General features: G+C 65.2%; 14 protein-coding genes. 6 read left to right on the forward strand and 8 right to left on the reverse strand.

Features of this window, described 5'->3' with window-relative positions; all coding sequences use genetic code 11:
• Positions 1–31: 31 nt before the first annotated feature.
• Positions 32–871, reverse strand: a complete 840-nt coding sequence (locus SMD14_RS03985) for a siderophore-interacting protein (RefSeq protein WP_321215396.1) — start codon at positions 869–871, stop codon at positions 32–34.
• 14 nt (positions 872–885) lie between these two features.
• Positions 886–1,656: a uracil-DNA glycosylase gene (locus tag SMD14_RS03990; protein WP_321215397.1), complete on the reverse strand. Its 771-nt coding sequence runs from the start codon at positions 1,654–1,656 to the stop codon at positions 886–888.
• Between the two features lie 127 nt (positions 1,657–1,783).
• On the opposite strand from SMD14_RS03990, the gene SMD14_RS03995 reads away from it, so the two are divergent.
• The 5 genes from SMD14_RS03995 to groL all read left to right on the forward strand — a co-directional run bounded on the left by SMD14_RS03995 (position 1,784) and on the right by groL (position 6,415).
• Positions 1,784–2,113 (forward strand): DUF3263 domain-containing protein, encoded by a 330-nt coding sequence (locus SMD14_RS03995; RefSeq protein ID WP_321215398.1) that lies wholly within the window; start codon positions 1,784–1,786, stop codon positions 2,111–2,113.
• A gap of 50 nt (positions 2,114–2,163) precedes the next feature.
• Positions 2,164–2,814, forward strand: a complete 651-nt coding sequence (locus tag SMD14_RS04000) for a LytR C-terminal domain-containing protein (protein ID WP_321215399.1) — start codon at positions 2,164–2,166, stop codon at positions 2,812–2,814.
• A gap of 197 nt (positions 2,815–3,011) precedes the next feature.
• Positions 3,012–3,218: a cold-shock protein gene (locus SMD14_RS04005; protein WP_157239046.1), complete on the forward strand. Its 207-nt coding sequence runs from the start codon at positions 3,012–3,014 to the stop codon at positions 3,216–3,218.
• Positions 3,215–4,498, forward strand: a complete 1,284-nt coding sequence (locus SMD14_RS04010) for an ABC transporter substrate-binding protein (RefSeq protein ID WP_409339706.1) — start codon at positions 3,215–3,217, stop codon at positions 4,496–4,498. The genes SMD14_RS04005 and SMD14_RS04010 overlap by 4 nt, the downstream gene beginning before the upstream one ends.
• A gap of 288 nt (positions 4,499–4,786) precedes the next feature.
• The gene (groL, locus tag SMD14_RS04015; RefSeq protein WP_157239045.1) at positions 4,787–6,415 is read left to right on the forward strand and encodes a chaperonin GroEL; all 1,629 of its coding nucleotides are present in this window, start codon (positions 4,787–4,789) and stop codon (positions 6,413–6,415) included.
• Positions 6,416–6,505: 90 nt separating this feature from the next.
• Here groL and SMD14_RS04020 read toward each other — a convergent pair whose 3' ends face one another.
• Entirely contained in the window at positions 6,506–7,816 is a 1,311-nt protein-coding gene (locus tag SMD14_RS04020; RefSeq protein ID WP_321215400.1) for an extracellular solute-binding protein, read from the reverse strand.
• 278 nt (positions 7,817–8,094) lie between these two features.
• Between SMD14_RS04020 and SMD14_RS04025 the strand changes: the two genes are divergently transcribed.
• Complete coding sequence (locus SMD14_RS04025) at positions 8,095–9,069, forward strand: ribonuclease HI family protein (RefSeq protein WP_321215401.1); 975 nt, start codon at positions 8,095–8,097, stop codon at positions 9,067–9,069.
• Between the two features lie 23 nt (positions 9,070–9,092).
• Here the strand turns inward: SMD14_RS04025 and SMD14_RS04030 are convergent, their stop codons facing one another.
• The 5 genes from SMD14_RS04030 to SMD14_RS04050 all read right to left on the reverse strand — a co-directional run bounded on the left by SMD14_RS04030 (position 9,093) and on the right by SMD14_RS04050 (position 15,600).
• Positions 9,093–9,380: a WXG100 family type VII secretion target gene (locus tag SMD14_RS04030; protein ID WP_139028136.1), complete on the reverse strand. Its 288-nt coding sequence runs from the start codon at positions 9,378–9,380 to the stop codon at positions 9,093–9,095.
• Positions 9,381–9,475: 95 nt separating this feature from the next.
• Positions 9,476–10,978 (reverse strand): cell wall metabolism sensor histidine kinase WalK, encoded by a 1,503-nt coding sequence (locus tag SMD14_RS04035; protein ID WP_197432420.1) that lies wholly within the window; start codon positions 10,976–10,978, stop codon positions 9,476–9,478.
• Positions 10,979–10,980: 2 nt separating this feature from the next.
• Complete coding sequence (locus SMD14_RS04040) at positions 10,981–11,691, reverse strand: response regulator transcription factor (RefSeq protein ID WP_139028140.1); 711 nt, start codon at positions 11,689–11,691, stop codon at positions 10,981–10,983.
• Positions 11,692–11,872: 181 nt separating this feature from the next.
• On the reverse strand, positions 11,873–13,207 hold the full coding sequence (locus SMD14_RS04045; protein ID WP_321215402.1) for a prealbumin-like fold domain-containing protein: 1,335 nt from the start codon (positions 13,205–13,207) through the stop codon (positions 11,873–11,875).
• Positions 13,208–13,944: 737 nt separating this feature from the next.
• Positions 13,945–15,600, reverse strand: a complete 1,656-nt coding sequence (locus tag SMD14_RS04050; RefSeq protein WP_321215403.1) for a DNA repair helicase XPB — start codon at positions 15,598–15,600, stop codon at positions 13,945–13,947.
• Positions 15,601–15,606 lie beyond the last annotated feature (6 nt).

Raw genomic sequence — 15,606 nt, forward strand, 5'->3', positions numbered from 1 at the left:
TGCCAGGATCTGCCTGGCTGGATCTTCCTGTTCAGATCTGCCCTACGGGCAATTTCTTCTCCGCCTGGAAATCGTCCTCAACACGGCCTTTCGCCCAGTAACCGGACAGGGACACCTGCTTGCGTTCAAGGCCGCGCTGTACAAAGAGCACATCACGCAGCGCCTTCATATAGCCGCGCTCGCCGTGGGCAAAAACGTCCACCCGGCCAGCGGGCCAGTCCGCCCCTGCCACCGCCTGCACCAGCAGGCCGCTTTCGCCCGCAGGGACGCCTCGACGGAACAGCCAGTGGAGCTTCACTCCTGCGGGGGCGGCAATCTGCTGCATGTCGGCGTCGGAATCGACCTCAAGGAAGGCGAGGCCGGCGGCTTCAGCCGGCAACGACTCTATGCACGCCGCAATGGCGGGCAACGCCGCCTCGTCCCCGGCGAACAGGTACCAGTCAGCGTCCGGGGCAGGATTGTACGCCCCTCCCGGACCGGTGAAGGTCAGAATGTCGCCCGGCCGGGCCTTCGCCGCCCACGGTCCTGCCAGCCCTTCGTCGCCGTGGACCACAAAATCGATGGCGAGCTCCCTGGCCAGGGGATCCACCCAGCGGAGCGTGTACGTGCGCGTGAAAGGCCATTGTTCCCGCGGCATGCTCTCGCGGATGCTCCACAGATCCAGCGGGGAGGGGTAGGCGACGCCCGGTTGCGGGAAGACAATTTTTACGTACCGGTCAACGAAGCCGTTGTTGACGAAGTCCGCAAAACCGTCCCCGCCGGCAACAATCCGCACCATGTGGGGCGAGAGCTGTTCCCGGCGCAGAACTGCGAGGTTGACCTGCGGGCGGCTCTTCTTGGTGGCGCTGGTGGCGGCGGGAACAATGCTCATAAGGCAAGCCTAAGCTAGGCTACCGGCGGAAGCTCCCAGGTTACGCCCGGGGCACCCTGCTCCCGCAGCAGCTCGTTGACGCGGCTGAACGGCCGCGAACCGAAGAAGCCGCGGGACGCGGACAGGGGGCTGGGATGCGCGCTGGACACGGCCGGAACCCCCGGCAACAGCGGACGCACGCTCTCCGCGTCCTTTCCCCACAGCACGGCAACCAGCGGCAGGCGTGACCCGTCCGGAGCCCGCCGCCCGGCCACGGCCTGGACGGCCGCCGTCGTAATCTCCTCCCAACCTTTCCTGCGGTGCGACCCTGCGGCTCCGGCCCTTACAGTCATCACGCGGTTCAGCAGCAGCACACCCTGCCCGGTCCAGGCGGAAAGGTCGCCGTGGACCCTCGCGGGAATTCCCAGATCCGCCTCCAGCTCCCGGTAGATGTTCGCCAGGCTCCGCGGGATGGGCCGGACGTGCGGATCAACGGAGAAGGCCAGGCCGACGGCATGCCCCGGCGTGGGGTACGGATCCTGCCCCACCATCAGGACTTTCACCTCCGCGAGGGGCTGGCGGAAAGCCCGCAGGACGTTCGACGGCGCCGGCAGCACCGTGTGCCCGGCCGCCTCTTCGTCGGCAAGGAAAGCGAGCACGCCGCGGAGTCCGCTTTCCACGCCCGCCAAGGCGTCTGCCCAGTCAGGCGCCATCAGCTCCTTCAGCGGCAGCTGCGCCAGTTCGGCGAAACCCTGCCCGCGCGCCGGATCCTGCGCCAGTTCGAAAAGGGCATCTGATTCAAACACCGTCCCATTCTCGCAGGGCGGCCGCCGGCCCCGGTCCGGCAGGCCGCCCGGCACAAATGACAACAGTGTTATTCGTCCGTAGCATGGGGGTCAGACATTTTACGTAACCAGCAAGGGAGAGTGCGCCGTGGCGGAACCAGCTCGGGAGCACCTGCCGGAGCAGGAACAGCGGAACGCCCTCCTGCCGGATTTCACGCTGCGGGATTCCCCCCTGAGCGAGCGTGACCAGCAGATGCTCGCCCTTGAACGGCAGTGGTGGAAGTACGCCGGTGCCAAGGAACAGGCCATCAGGGAACTCTTCGATCTCTCCGCGACACACTACTACCAGCTCCTCAACGCCCTGATCGATACCGAGGATGCGCTCGCGCATGACCCCATGCTGGTCAAGAGATTGCGTAGACTACGTACGTCGCGTCACCGTGCACGCACTGCACGGCGCCTGGGGTCCGACGCATAAGACGCTCACGCTGGTTCCTCAGCAGCAACACACAAGGATGTCTCTTTCCCATGACCAAATACGCCCGCGATGAATTCGACAAGGTCCCGGAGACCGCGTCGCGACAAGGTGTCCATCGCACAGCCTCTGCTCCGTCACGGGTCCGGCTGTGGCCCGTCCTGGCGGTGGGATGCGTTGCCCTGGCCATCGGGCTGGTTTCCTTCCTGATCCTGCCCAAGCTGGGGTTTGCCGGTCCGGCAAGCCAGGCCTCGTCGAGCCTCGAAGCAACACCGCTGGCCGGAACGGGGTCGACGCCCTCCGCCGCGCCGGACGCGTCCGTCACTCCCCCCGCTGAGCCCTCCGCCGCGCCTGAAACCGCCGGATCCGAAACGGTCCCCGCTGCCGGGACAGGGTCCAGTAGCCGCCCCACGGCGCAGGCTGCGTCCGTAGACAAAACCCAGCCTGTGGCGGTCTACAACGCCGCCGGGACCGCCGGGCTGGCAAGCCGAGTAGGCGGAACCGTGCAGGCGGACGGCTGGCCCCTGGGACAGGTAGGGAACTGGGCGGGAGCGCCGCAGCAGGGCTCCATCATTTTCTACTCCGGCCCAGCCCAACGGGCCAACGCGGAAGCCCTCGCGGAACTCCTGGGCGTCCCCACCGTGGTGAGCAGCACCGACTTCCAGGTTCCCCTGGTGGTTGTGCTGGGCCCGGGGTACCGGTAAGCCGGGTTCTTCCATCAGCCGCGCTGCCTTGGGCCACACCCGGTCCGGGGCCCGGCGTTACGCCTGAATAACGTTTGCCGACGGCACCGCCGGGGGCCTGCGGCACCGACCCGCATTGGCTAGAGTAAATCCCGGGCTACGGCCCGGCGCCGGGGCACCCCCGCAGCATCCCGGACCTTACGGAAAGAGTGGTCACCATGGCACGAGGAACCGTCAAGTGGTTCAACGCGGAAAAGGGCTACGGCTTCATCACCGTTGACGGCTCCAGCGACGACGTCTTTGTCCACTGGTCTGCTATCGAAGGCGAAGGTTACCGGGCACTGGACGAGGGACAGCGCGTGGAACTTGAAGTCGGCGAAGGCGAGAAGGGCCCACAGGCGGAAAGCGTCCGGCCGGCCGAGTGAAGCATCTGATTGTCCCCGCCGGGACCCTCCGTCCTGCGTTTGCCGCGGCCCTCTGCTGCACGCTGGCCCTGACCGCCTGTTCCGGGGTAACCGGAAACGCACGCCTGGAAACAACGGAAGCCTCCGGTGACGGGACGCTGCGGGTAGGCCTCATCCTGGACAATGCGGGGGAGGGCAGCTTCCTGAACGCGCCCCAGGCGGCCGCCGCCAAGCTCGCAGTCAAAGAGATCAACGCTGCCGGTGGGCACAAAGGCCGGCCCGTGGAGCTGCTGCCCTTTGAAGCCGGCCAGGATGCAGCGTCGCAGGCCCAGGCTTTGGTCCAGGCCAAGGCGGACGTGGTGATCGGCCCCACCGACTCCAGCCACGCCAAGGCCGTCGTGGACATCCTCTCCCGGGCCAGGACGCCGCTGATCTCGCCGGCCAACACCGCGGCCGGGCTCAGCACCATCCCCAGCGGCGGATACTACTTCCGGACGGCGGCCGCCGACGTCGCGCAGGGACCCGTGCTGGCCAAGCTCGCCAAGGACGCGGGCGCCGCCACCATCTCCCTGATGTTCCAGGAAGGCGCCTACGGCAGCGACGTCTCCGCCGCCGTCGCCGATTCCGCAGAACAGGCCGGACTGGAAGTGGTTGCCACAGCCGGGTTCAAGCCGGGTGAAGCGGGAAGCGCCGCTGCCGCCGCCCGCGGGGCGGAACCCGACGCCGTCATCCTGGTGGCCCGCGACGGCGCGCAGGGCGCCCTGGCTGAACTCAACAACGCCGCCCTGGCCGGCTCGAAGATCATCCTCAGCGACGGCGCGTTCGGCCGGTATGCGTCCAAGCTGGGTACCAAAGCCCTGGAGGGTGCCCGCGCCGTTGTTCCCGGCGAGCTGCCATCCGCCGCCTTCCAGGAAAGGCTCCTGGGCATCGATCCCGGCCTGAAGGACGTGTCCTTCGCCGCGGAAACGTACGACGCCGTGACCCTCGCAGCCCTCGCGGCAGCCAAAGCAGAGGACGACTCGGGCCGCTCAATTGCAGCGAACCTCATCGCCGTGTCAGGCGGGACTGCCGCCGGCAAGGATGGCGGGACTGCAACGGTGCCCGGCACGCCCTGCCCCAGCTACAAGGAGTGCCTGGCGGCGAAGGCCTCCGGTACCGGCATTAATTACGACGGCGAATCCGGCCCGGTTGCCTTCGACGCCAACGGTGACATCACCTCGGCGACGTTTACGGTGTTCACCTACGGGGCAGACAACAATCCAACGCCCACCGGCCGTGAAACTGCAGGCCGCGCCGGCTGATCGCCCTCGGCGTAGAGATGCCTGCCAGGGCGCTTTCCGCGCGTCATTCGCTTGCACTCTCCCGTGGGGAGTGCTAATTATTGAGTTAGCACTCTGACGTACCGACTGCTAAAGCAAAGCTGGTTCCGGCCGGCGGCGCGCGGCACCGGGCGAGGAGCGAAGAAACACCTCACTGGAGTGAGGCCCGCACCCGGGGGCATACAGAGGCCGCCGGCAAAGGGTCGTCCGTCGCGGGCACTGCAGCGAAGGTTCATTCTTAACGACTGTCCCGAAAGGACTACTGCCGTTATGGCCAAGATCATTGCATTTGATGAAGAGGCACGCCGCGGCCTTGAGCGGGGCCTGAACATCCTCGCCGACGCCGTTAAGGTCACCCTCGGCCCGCGTGGACGCAACGTCGTCCTCGAAAAGAAGTGGGGCGCCCCCACGATCACCAACGATGGTGTTTCCATCGCCAAGGAGATCGAGCTGGACGATCCCTACGAGAAGATCGGCGCCGAGCTGGTCAAGGAAGTTGCCAAGAAGACTGACGACGTCGCCGGCGACGGAACCACCACCGCCACCGTTCTGGCCCAGGCCCTGGTCAAGGAAGGCCTGCGCAACGTTGCCGCCGGTGCCGACCCGCTGTCCCTCAAGCGCGGCATCGAAAAGGCTGTCGAAGCCGTCACCCGCGAGCTCCTGGCTTCCGCCAAGGAAATCGAAACCAAGGAAGAGATTGCCGCTACGGCATCCATCTCCGCAGGGGACGAGGAAATCGGTGCGCTGATCGCCGAAGCCCTGGACAAGGTGGGCAAGGAAGGCGTCATCACGGTCGAGGAATCCAACACCTTCGGCCTGGAACTCGAGCTCACCGAAGGCATGCGCTTCGACAAGGGCTACATCTCCGCCTACTTCGTCACCGACGCGGAGCGCCAGGAAACGGTCCTCGAAGACCCGTACATCCTGATCGTCAACTCCAAGATCTCCAACGTCAAGGAACTGGTTGCTGTCCTCGAAAAGGTCATGCAGTCCAACAAGCCGCTGCTGATCATCGCCGAGGACATCGAGGGCGAGGCCCTGGCCACCCTGATCGTCAACAAGATCCGCGGCACCTTCAAGTCCGTTGCCGTCAAGGCTCCGGGCTTCGGTGACCGCCGCAAGGCACAGCTCGCCGACATTGCCGTCCTCACCGGCGGCCAGGTCATCTCCGAGGAAGTCGGACTCAAGCTGGAAAACGCCGGCCTGGAACTCCTGGGCAAGGCACGCAAGGTTGTGGTCACCAAGGACGAGACCACCATCGTTGAAGGTGCCGGCGACGCCGACCAGATCGCCGGCCGCGTGTCCCAGATCCGCGCCGAGATCGAGAACTCCGATTCGGACTACGACCGCGAGAAGCTGCAGGAACGCCTGGCCAAGCTGGCCGGCGGCGTTGCAGTGATCAAGGCCGGTGCCGCAACCGAGGTTGAGCTCAAGGAGCGCAAGCACCGCATCGAAGACGCAGTGCGCAACGCCAAGGCCGCTGTTGAAGAAGGCATCGTTGCCGGTGGCGGCGTGGCCCTCATCCAGGCCGGTGCCAAGGCATTCGCCAACCTGCAGCTGTCCGGCGACGAGGCCACCGGTGCCAACATTGTCCGCGTTGCCATCGATGCTCCGCTGAAGCAGATCGCCTTCAACGCCGGCCTGGAGCCGGGCGTTGTGGTTGACAAGGTTCGCGGCCTGCCCGCAGGACACGGCCTGAACGCCGCAACCGGTGAGTACGTCGACCTGCTGGCTGCCGGCGTGAACGACCCCGTCAAGGTAACCCGCTCTGCCCTGCAGAACGCGGCTTCCATTGCCGGCCTGTTCCTCACTACCGAAGCTGTTGTTGCCGACAAGCCGGAGAAGAACCCGGCCCCCATGGGCGGCGGCGACGACATGGGCGGCATGGGCGGCTTCTAAGCCCTCCTGCCGGGCTTTGTCCCGCTGGAAACGAATGCGGCCCCCTCTCTTGAGGGGGCCGCATTTGTGTTCCTGGAGAGTGCCTGGCTTTTACTTCCGGGCGCTGGACAGCATTCCCTCGACTTCCCTCTTGAAGGCCTCTGCCGCTGCCTGGGGAGTCAGGCGGTCGTAGAGAACCTCATCGGTGTACCGCTTGATGACGTTCTGTACGCTGCCCGCGCCCACCGGAGGAACGGGCGGCGCGTCCTTCATATCCGGAGCAATGTCCTTCAGGAAGCCCACCACGGTGGTGTCTGCCGGTTTCAGGGACGGTGTGATGCCCTTTACGATCTCCGTGTTGGTGGGCACGCCGCGGTCCGTCATCAGGATTGCGCCGGCTTCCGGGCTGTTCGCCAGGTAGTTGATGAAGGTTGAGGCGGCTTCGGTGTGCTTTGACCGTGAGGAAGCGGACCAGAACATGGTGGGCTTGTAGTACATGCCGTTCTCAGCGGCAACACCGTCGAGGCTAGGCGCACGGAGCATCTTGATGCTGCTGCCGGTAGTGGACCCGAGCGATCCGAGCTGGTTGGTCCACCACCATGCCATCCCCACCCTGTTGGTGCCGAAGAGGCTTTCTTCCAGGCCCGCGCCGGAGTCCTCGGTAGCCACCGTGGCCGGCGGGCTTGCCTTGGAGTCGCGCTGTTCCTTGAGCCGCTCCCAGAAGGAAGCGGCCGTTGCAGTGTCGAAATCGAGCTTGCCGTCCTCGGAGTAGAGATTCTCCCCATGCTGGCGAAGCCAGATGATCAGGTCTGCCTCGTTGCTGCCATATGCTGCGCCGTAGTTCTTGCCGTCTCCGGCGGCGCTGATCTTCGTTGCAGTCTCAATGAAGTCGTCCCACGTCCATGAGGTGTCATCCGGAAGCGGAACGTTTGCTGCCTCGAAAACCTTCGTGTTGGCCATGATGACGTAGGCGTTCCGGCCGGTGCTCAGGCCGTATTGGGCGCCGTCGTACTGGCCCGAGGCCAGGGCTTCCTTGTCGAGTTTGGAGGTATCAATGCCGCTTTGCTTGGACAGATCCAGGAGCGCCCCGCGGCCGCCGTATTCGGCAATGTACTTCTGGTCCATCTGGATCACGTCCGGCGCGTCGTTGGCCGCGGTCTTGGTGGCCAGCTTGTCCCAGTAGCTGCCCCATTCGCCCGGCTCGGACTCAATCCTGATGTTCGGGTGTTCCGCTTCAAAGGCATCGATGACCTTTTCGGTCTGGGCGTTGAGGTATTCGTTCCCCCACCAGGCGAAGCGCAGGGTTACTTGCTCATTGCCCTCGGAGCCGGAAGAGGAACCGCAGCCTGTGGCAAGGAGGGAAAGGGCGACGGCTGCTGCGCCGAGCTGGAACCTTCTCCGGCGGAGGGTTGGAATCGTCATTGATATGCCTTCCTAATGGCGGGGCGCTTCTCTTGGGTGGACGCTGGCGTCGGGTTGTCGGCAGTGCCGGCCGCTGAGAAAACGCTTTCTCATGTCAGTAGTGCGATTCTGCCTGCCTGCCATTGCCCGCGTCAAGCATTTTCGGTAAACGCTTTCCGTCAGGTCAAGGCCTGATCCGCCTGGCGGCCCGGGTAGGGCGCGTGTGCGGCGGAGGTACGGTACGGCATCGTACGGTGGCAAAGGCCCGGTTTGTCCTGCCGGTCTGGGAGGATGGACCGGTGACAATTACTGCAGCGGCCGACGGTTCGGCCTTGGGAAACCCCGGTCCGGCCGGCTGGGCCTGGTACGTGAACGACGATTGCTGGCGCGCCGGAGGATGGCCCCACGGGACGAACAACCAAGGCGAGCTGATGGCGGTCCTGGATCTGTTGCGGGCCACGGCCCACCTTCCCCAGGAGGACCTGCACATCCTCTGCGACAGCCAGTACGTCATCAATTCGATCACCAAGTGGATGCCGGGATGGAAACGCAAAGGCTGGCGCAAGGCCGACGGCAAGCCGGTCCTCAACGTGGATTTGCTCAAGGAGCTGGACCGGGAGCTCGCCGGCCGGAAGTACACCTTCGAATGGGTCAAGGGGCATGCCGGGCATGACTTGAACGAAGCCGCGGACGAGCGCGCCAGGGCGGCCGCGACCGCCTACCAGCAGGGGGTGGCTGCCCGGTCCGGGCCCGGTTTCCCTGGCGCCCACCACGCCCACCATCCGCCGGCGGCCAAGGATACGCCGGAGGCCGCCCCCCGTGCACCCCGGGAAGCCGCGACCTTGCCAGGAGCCTACGAGGAGCCGGACCTGTTCAGCCAGCTGGACAACGGCGCTTTCGGCGGACCGGACGCCGCTGCCCAGCCAGGTGCCGCCGTGCCGGAGGCCTTGGTGGAGGAACTGGAGCGCGAGCTGCTGGGCCCCCTGGTGCGGGGGGACATCGGCCGGACGGCTGTCCTGCTGCACCCCGATTTCATGGAGATCGGAAGCTCGGGCAGGGTGTGGACCCGGGACGCCATGATGATGGCGCTCGAGGAGGACCCGGGCGAGCGGACAGACATTGAGATACTTGGCGCGGACCGTATTGGCGCTGACGCGGTCCTGCTGACGTACCGCAGCTACGCGCGCTCCGGCACCACGCTCAGAAGCTCACTGTGGGTGCTGGACGGCGGCCGCTGGCGGCTGCGGTTCCACCAAGGTACTCCCGAGGCTTAGCCGGCTCCTGGGTATCTACCCGGTCAGCTGAACCGCTGCGTGTTGCCCTGTTCCGCCTGTGCGTAGGTGGCAGCCGCGGAGGCAAGCGCCGTGTTGATGGACGCCAACGAGGCCTCCACGCGTCCCTGCGTGATGGTCCATTCCGTGATGAGCGCCTGGAAATTCGTGGCGGCGGTGCCCCGCCATGACCCCTGGAGCTCGTCCAGCCCGCGTTTCATTGCCTGGACGTCCGCGCTGATCCTGTCCACTGTCGCCTGGACACTGGCGGACTTCAGCTGAAGGAGTTCGGTGTCGACGGAAATGATGCTCATGGCCGTGCCTTTCGCTGTGGGGGCAGCTTTCGCCTGCGGGGCCCGGCTGGTCCGGACCGCTGATAACGAGCGTAGGGAGCAGGCCCCTGGAGCCGCTACGGTCCGGCGCTATATGTGGACAACCCCGCCGTCGCTGCCTGTTCCGCCTCGGCAGCTGCCCCGGTATTCAGCGCGTCATCACGGTGCGGAAGGCTGACCACCAAGGTCGCGCCGCCGCCGTCGGTATTTTCCACCCGGACGGAACCGCCGTGGGACCCTACAATTGCGGCCACAATGGCCAGGCCGAGTCCGCTTCCGCCCGTTTCCCTGGTCCGTGAGGTGTCCGCCCGGTAGAAGCGCTCAAAGACCTTGGAGGCGTCCTCTTCGGAGATGCCGGGTCCATGGTCGCGCACTTCAATGACCGAGCGCAGCTGTCCGTCCTCCCTGGCGCGCACCCCCACCGCCAGTTCGATCGGGCTGCCCTCCGGCGTGTAACGCAGGGCATTGCCCACGAGGTTCCCCACCACCTGTCGGAGTTTGGCTTCGTCCCCCAGCACCGGGGCAGCCGCGGCAGGTCCGCCGTCGAGCCCGGTCAGCGAAATCGCCCGCGAGCGGTCGCTGGCCTGCGTGTCCACCACGGCGTCATGGGCGAGCAGCTGGAGGTCCACGGGCTTCTGCTGCAGCGGCCGCTGCTCGTCGAGGCGGGCCAGCAGGAGAAGGTCTTCGACCATTGAGCCCATGCGCTTGGCTTCGCTTTCAATCCTTCCCATGGCTGTGGCCACGTCTTCCTCGGTGGTCAGTGCGCCGTGCCGGTACAGCTCAGAGAAGCCACGGATGGTGACAAGCGGGGTCCGCAGTTCGTGGGAGGCGTCAGCGGCGAACCGCCGCATCCTCGCCTCCGAGGCCGTACGTGCCGCGAAGGCCGTCTCAATGTGGGCCAGCATGGCATTAAGCGACCTGCTGAGCCGTCCCAGTTCAGTGCCGGGATTTTCGACGTCGACACGGCGGGAAAGGTCACCGGCGGCAATGGCCGCCGCCGTCTTTTCCACCCGGGCCAGCGGGCGGAAGGAGCGGGACACGGTCCAGCTCGCGATCAGGGAGGCCAGCAGCAGGGTCAGCAGGCCCACCCCGGTCACCACCAGGGAGGCATGTTTGAGGACATCGTCCACGCTCTGCAGGGGCAGCCCGATGACCACCACAGCGGTGGTCTGGTTGTTCTGCACCGGCACGGCCACCACCCGCCAGTTCTGCCCGTCCGTACCGCGCACCTGATAGGGAACGGCGCCGCGTTCCTGCGCCTGCTGCACCGTGACGGAGCTGATGTCCGGACGGCTCTCAGGGTCGCCGCCGAACGGATACGGCTCCTCGCCTGGCGCGAAGAGAATAAGTGAGTAGTCAGTGGGAACCATCGGGTTGGGCGCCTGAAGCGGGGTGAAGGACCGCTGCTGCCGGGCCAGGTCTACCGCCGCGGTGAGTTTGTCATCCACCTGTGCCTGCAGGTAGCTGTGGAGCAGGGCCAGCGTTCCCGCTCCGGTCACCGTCAGGGCAACTATCAGCAGCGCCATGATCATGGCCACCAGTTGCGTCCTCAGCGAGGCCGACTTCCATCGCTGCAGCAAGGTCAGCGCTTTTCAGCCGTCCGAAGCACGTAGCCCACACCGCGCTTGGTCTGGATCAGGGCGGGAGCGTCGGGATCGATGTCCACCTTGCGGCGCAGGTAGGAGATGTACGACTCCACGATGGAGGCATCACCGTTGAAGTTGTATTCCCATACGTGGTCCAGGATCTGGGACTTGGACAGCACCCGGTTGGGGTTGAGCATGAGGTACCGGAGCAGCTTGAACTCGGTGGGGGAGAGCTCGATCACCGTGCCGCCGCGCCGCACTTCGTGGGCGTCGTCGTCGAGCTCCAGGTCGTCGACGCGGATGACGGCGTCGTCATCCAGCAGCGGCTGCGTCCGGCGCAGGACGGCGCGGATACGGGCCACCACCTCGTCAAGGCTGAACGGCTTGGTGACGTAGTCATCCCCGCCGACGGTGAGGCCTGTGACCTTGTCCTCGGTATCGTCCTTCGCGGTCAGGAACAGTACCGGGAAGTGCTTGCCCGAGGCCCGGAGGCGGCGGGTGACGGTGAAGCCGTCCATGTCCGGAAGCATGACATCCAGCACGGCCAGGTCCGGGGCATGGGTTTCGGCAGCCGCCAGGGCGTCCCGGCCGTTCGCGGCCGAGACAACCTCGAAGCCGGCAAACCTTAGCGAGGTGGACAGCAGCTCGCGGATGTTGGGTTCATCGTCAACAACAAGGAGCTTTGCCTCGGGACCGTTCTTGTTCATGCTCCCATTCTGCTCCCAGAGTCTGTGAGTTTTCTGGATGCATGGTGAATGTTGCATGGGCGTCCGCGGCGCGCAGTAAAGTTGGTGGCGCCGCCAGGGTCCCCTGCACGGGAGTGCGGAGGACCCTGGCTTTGGGAATCACTTCAAAGTGATCAGCTGGTCAGGTGCCAGATTTCCCTGTCTACTGCGGGATGTCCACATTCGCGGGGTGACCGCCGTAGCTCTTGTCGTCATACGCAGCGCCGCCCAGGCTGCAAAGCTGGGCGGCCGTGGTGCCTGAGGGAGCCGTGGCCAGCGAGTCCTTGTTGACGCCATCAACCGTGACCTGGCTTGAGTACAGCGAGTTGTCGGCTTCCTTGCAGACGAGCACGATGATCTTGAAGTCGCGCGGGTCTACAAAGGTCAGGCTGACGTTCGTGCCCCCCACGACGGTCACTGCTTGGGGCACTGCCGTGTCGTGCCCCGTTGGTGTGGTGGTCTCAACTACCCAGTAATTGCCTTGGAGAACCTGGCTGAACGAGCACTTGCCGTCGGCGCCGGTGGTGCAGGTTGTGGCGGGGGTTACGGCCAGGTCTGTTGCCGGATCAAAGGTTCCGCCGACAGGTGCGGCATCGTTGTAGAGCGTGAAGACGGCACCGGCCAGTGGGGAGGCCGGCGAGTCGTCGTCGGTCTTCAGCACGTTAATGTCGGCGCACTTGGACGTGGCGACGGATATCGGGGCGATGAAGTCCTTCAGAGCCGCTGTAAATGAATCTGAGGAGCGGCTCTTCAAGTACGCACTGCTGAACGGCAGGCAAGGGTCCGTGCCGACGATACCGGCAGCGGTCAGGTTGATGGCTGCTTCGCCGAAGGTCCGGACACTCAGATCTCTCGGAGCGTTGGGTGCGATGGGGTCCGTAACCACAGCGGTGTTGATTGAACCCTCGAAAGTTCCGGTCAATGGCTGGACTTTGCCCCAGCAGGGGGTCGCGTTGGCTGCCTCGCAGAGCGTCCGGGCACCGGTGGTGATCCACCGGTGGAATCCAAGAATCGGATTCACGCCGCCTTGGGACAGGTCATATTTGATCAGGACATCGCCGGCCGTACGGACGGGGGTCACACCGTTGGAGGACAGCACAGACGACTGGTTGAATTCGAAGTCCATGTTGGTAGTGCCATTTGGTTCCTGGACCCGCTCCCACGCGAGGTATGCGTACGTGCTGCCGTTGGATTCTTCCACGAACTTGGCGTAGAAGCGTGTCAGGTCGCTCTTGTTGTTGGGGATGGATCCGTCGACGACGGACGGTACTGCGGTGTCTTCCTTCGTGCCTGTACCGAATGAATTGTCTGTCTGGCCGGTTGGAAGATCGAGACCGCAACCACCGGTCAACGTTGAACAATCAATGCCGATGTTCGCCCAGTCTTTGATGTCGCCTGTGTCGACGACCAGGTTGCCGTCCTGAGCGTTTAGTTGGGCTCCGGAGAGCGTGGCCTGAGCCGACGTGACTCCGGTAAGGATCAAAGCCAGACAAGCCATGCCTGCGCCCAAGCGGGCGCGCGTTATATTCTCCATTGAATTACTCACTTCTGGGAGTGGCGGATGGTGTGACGGTCGGCGCGGACCTGTGGTCCGGCACCGGGAGGTCCCCCAGCATCCCTCTCCAAGAATCTGATCGGATGGCGCCCGCGCGTCGGGTGCCCGCCGGCTACTCCGGTGGTCGCGTCTTTGCGGCACGGAGCGGGCAGGCAGCACGGAGCCAAGTGTTATAGCTTGGGGGTGCGCGGGTGGATCGGCTGGGGCGACTGCGCATGCACGCGTCCTCATACACGGGGAAAGCCATGAGGCTTCGCCCATCCTGATCTGAGTTCAGGACCTTTTACCAATGTGTAACCCAGCGCTCTGAGCGTAGCCCGGGGATAACGGGATGACAACGTCCGGAAGAGATATTGACCAAATATTGCCCGAGGGTTCATCAAAGCTGACATGCGGCTCCACGCTGCGATCCCGTCCATGGAGGCGGGCACCTACCTGTGCGAGCCGTTGGGGACCGCGAGGTTCTCGGTCTAGCCGGTGAACACGTCCGTGGCGGTCAGGGTCCCGGGCGAACTCCCCCGCGGGCACGCCTTCCATTACCGCTACGCCCTCGCCGCAGCGAAGACACGGGCATATTGGAAGCAGAAACCACGGGCATCGGAAGCATTCAGCCACGCGAGCCGGTGCGGCACGGACAACACGTTTGCGGGCATCCCGTGACATACCCGGTAGGTGGCGACTTAGGCCCCGGCGGGATTCTGTTCCACATCCTTGGCATCCATGATCCGGTAGGCATAGCCCTGTTCCGCCAGGAACCGCTGGCGCTTCGCCGCGAATTCCTGGTCCAGGGTGTCCCGGGCAACGAGCGAATAGAAACGCGCCGCCCTGCCGTCCTTCTTGGGCCGCAGGAGCCGGCCCAGGCGCTGCGCCTCCTCCTGCCGCGAGCCGAACGAACCCGATACCTGGATGGCCACCGATGCTTCCGGAAGGTCGATGGAGAAGTTGGCCACCTTGGAAACCACGAGCGTCTGGATGTCCCCGGCCCGGAAGTCGTCAAAAAGCTTCTGGCGTACCTTCACGGAGGTGTCGCCCTTGATCACCGGCGCCTGCAGGCGCTCGCCGAGGTCATCGAGCTGGTCGATGTACTGGCCGATGACCAGCAGCTGTTCACCGGCATGCCGGGCCACCAGCTGTTCCACTACGTGCGTCTTGGACTCGGAGGTGGCGCAAAGCCGGTACTTGTCCGCATCATCGGCCATGGCATAGGCAACCCGTTCGTCCTTGGGCAGGTCGACCCGGACTTCCACACAGTCTGCCGGCGCGATGTAGCCCTGGGACTCAATGTCCTTCCAGGGGGCGTCGTACCGCTTGGGCCCGATAAGGCTGAACACCTCGCCCTCGCGGCCGTCCTCGCGCACCAGGGTTGCGGTAAGGCCCAGCCGGCGCCGTGCCTGGAGGTCGGCGGTCATCCGGAAAATCGGTGCCGGCAGCAGGTGCACCTCGTCGTAAATGATCAGTCCCCAGTCGTGGCCGTCCACAAGCTCCAGGTGCGGGTACAGGCCGCCGCGTTTGGTGGTCAGCACCTGGTACGTGGCGATGGTCACCGGCCGGACTTCCTTGACCGCTCCTGAGTATTCGCCGATCTCGTCCGCGGTGAGGGACGTGCGCTTGAGCAGCTCGTCCTTCCATTGCCTGGCGGCTACCGTGTTCGTGACCAGGATCAGGGTTGTGGTGGAGCCGGTAGCCATTGCCGCGGCGCCCACCAGGGTCTTCCCGGCTCCGCAGGGAAGCACCACCACGCCGCTTCCCCCCGACCAGAAGTTGTCGCTCGCCATCTGCTGGTACGGCCGCAGCTTCCAGCCATCCTCGTTGAGCGCGATCAGGTGCGGGGTACCGTCCACATACCCGGCCAGGTCCTCCGCCGGCCAGCCGATCTTCAGCAGGAGCTGCTTGAGCTGCCCCCGCTGGGAGGCGTGCACCACAACGGTTTCACCGTCGATCCGGGGCCCCAGCAGGGGCTGGATCTTCTTGGCCCGGATCACTTCCTCCAGGACGGGGTAGTCGTCCGTCCGCATGACCAGGCCGTGCTGCGGGTCCTTCTCCAGGCGCAGCCGCCCGTACCTGGACATGGTTTCTTCAACGTCGATCAGCAGCGAATGCGGAACCGGGAAGCGCGAGTACTTCAGCAGCGTGTCCAGCATCTTTTCCGCATCCAGCCCGGCGGCGCGGGCGTTCCAGAGCCCCAGCGGTGTCAGCCGGTAACTGTGCATGTGCTCCGGTGCCCGTTCCAGCTCGGCGAAGGGCGCGATGGCATGACGGGCTTCAGTTGCCAGTTCATGGTCCACCTCAAGCAGGATGGTTTTGTCACTCTGGACAATCAGGGGTCCGTCGTTCACGCAGGG

This window comes from Pseudarthrobacter oxydans, assembly GCF_034258515.1.
Lineage (GTDB): Bacteria > Actinomycetota > Actinomycetes > Actinomycetales > Micrococcaceae > Arthrobacter.

Excerpts from the sequence above, each read along its gene's own strand:
- SMD14_RS03985 (WP_321215396.1), bottom strand. The coding sequence starts at position 871 with ATGAGCATTGTTCCCGCCGCCACCAGCGCCACCAAGAAGAGCCGCCCG.
- SMD14_RS04000 (WP_321215399.1), top strand. The coding sequence starts at position 2,164 with ATGACCAAATACGCCCGCGATGAATTCGACAAGGTCCCGGAGACCGCG.
- SMD14_RS04005 (WP_157239046.1), top strand. The coding sequence starts at position 3,012 with ATGGCACGAGGAACCGTCAAGTGGTTCAACGCGGAAAAGGGCTACGGC.
- groL (WP_157239045.1), top strand. The coding sequence starts at position 4,787 with ATGGCCAAGATCATTGCATTTGATGAAGAGGCACGCCGCGGCCTTGAG.
- SMD14_RS04020 (WP_321215400.1), bottom strand. The coding sequence starts at position 7,816 with ATGACGATTCCAACCCTCCGCCGGAGAAGGTTCCAGCTCGGCGCAGCA.
- SMD14_RS04030 (WP_139028136.1), bottom strand. The coding sequence starts at position 9,380 with ATGAGCATCATTTCCGTCGACACCGAACTCCTTCAGCTGAAGTCCGCC.
- SMD14_RS04040 (WP_139028140.1), bottom strand. The coding sequence starts at position 11,691 with ATGAACAAGAACGGTCCCGAGGCAAAGCTCCTTGTTGTTGACGATGAA.
- SMD14_RS04045 (WP_321215402.1), bottom strand. The coding sequence starts at position 13,207 with ATGGCTTGTCTGGCTTTGATCCTTACCGGAGTCACGTCGGCTCAGGCC.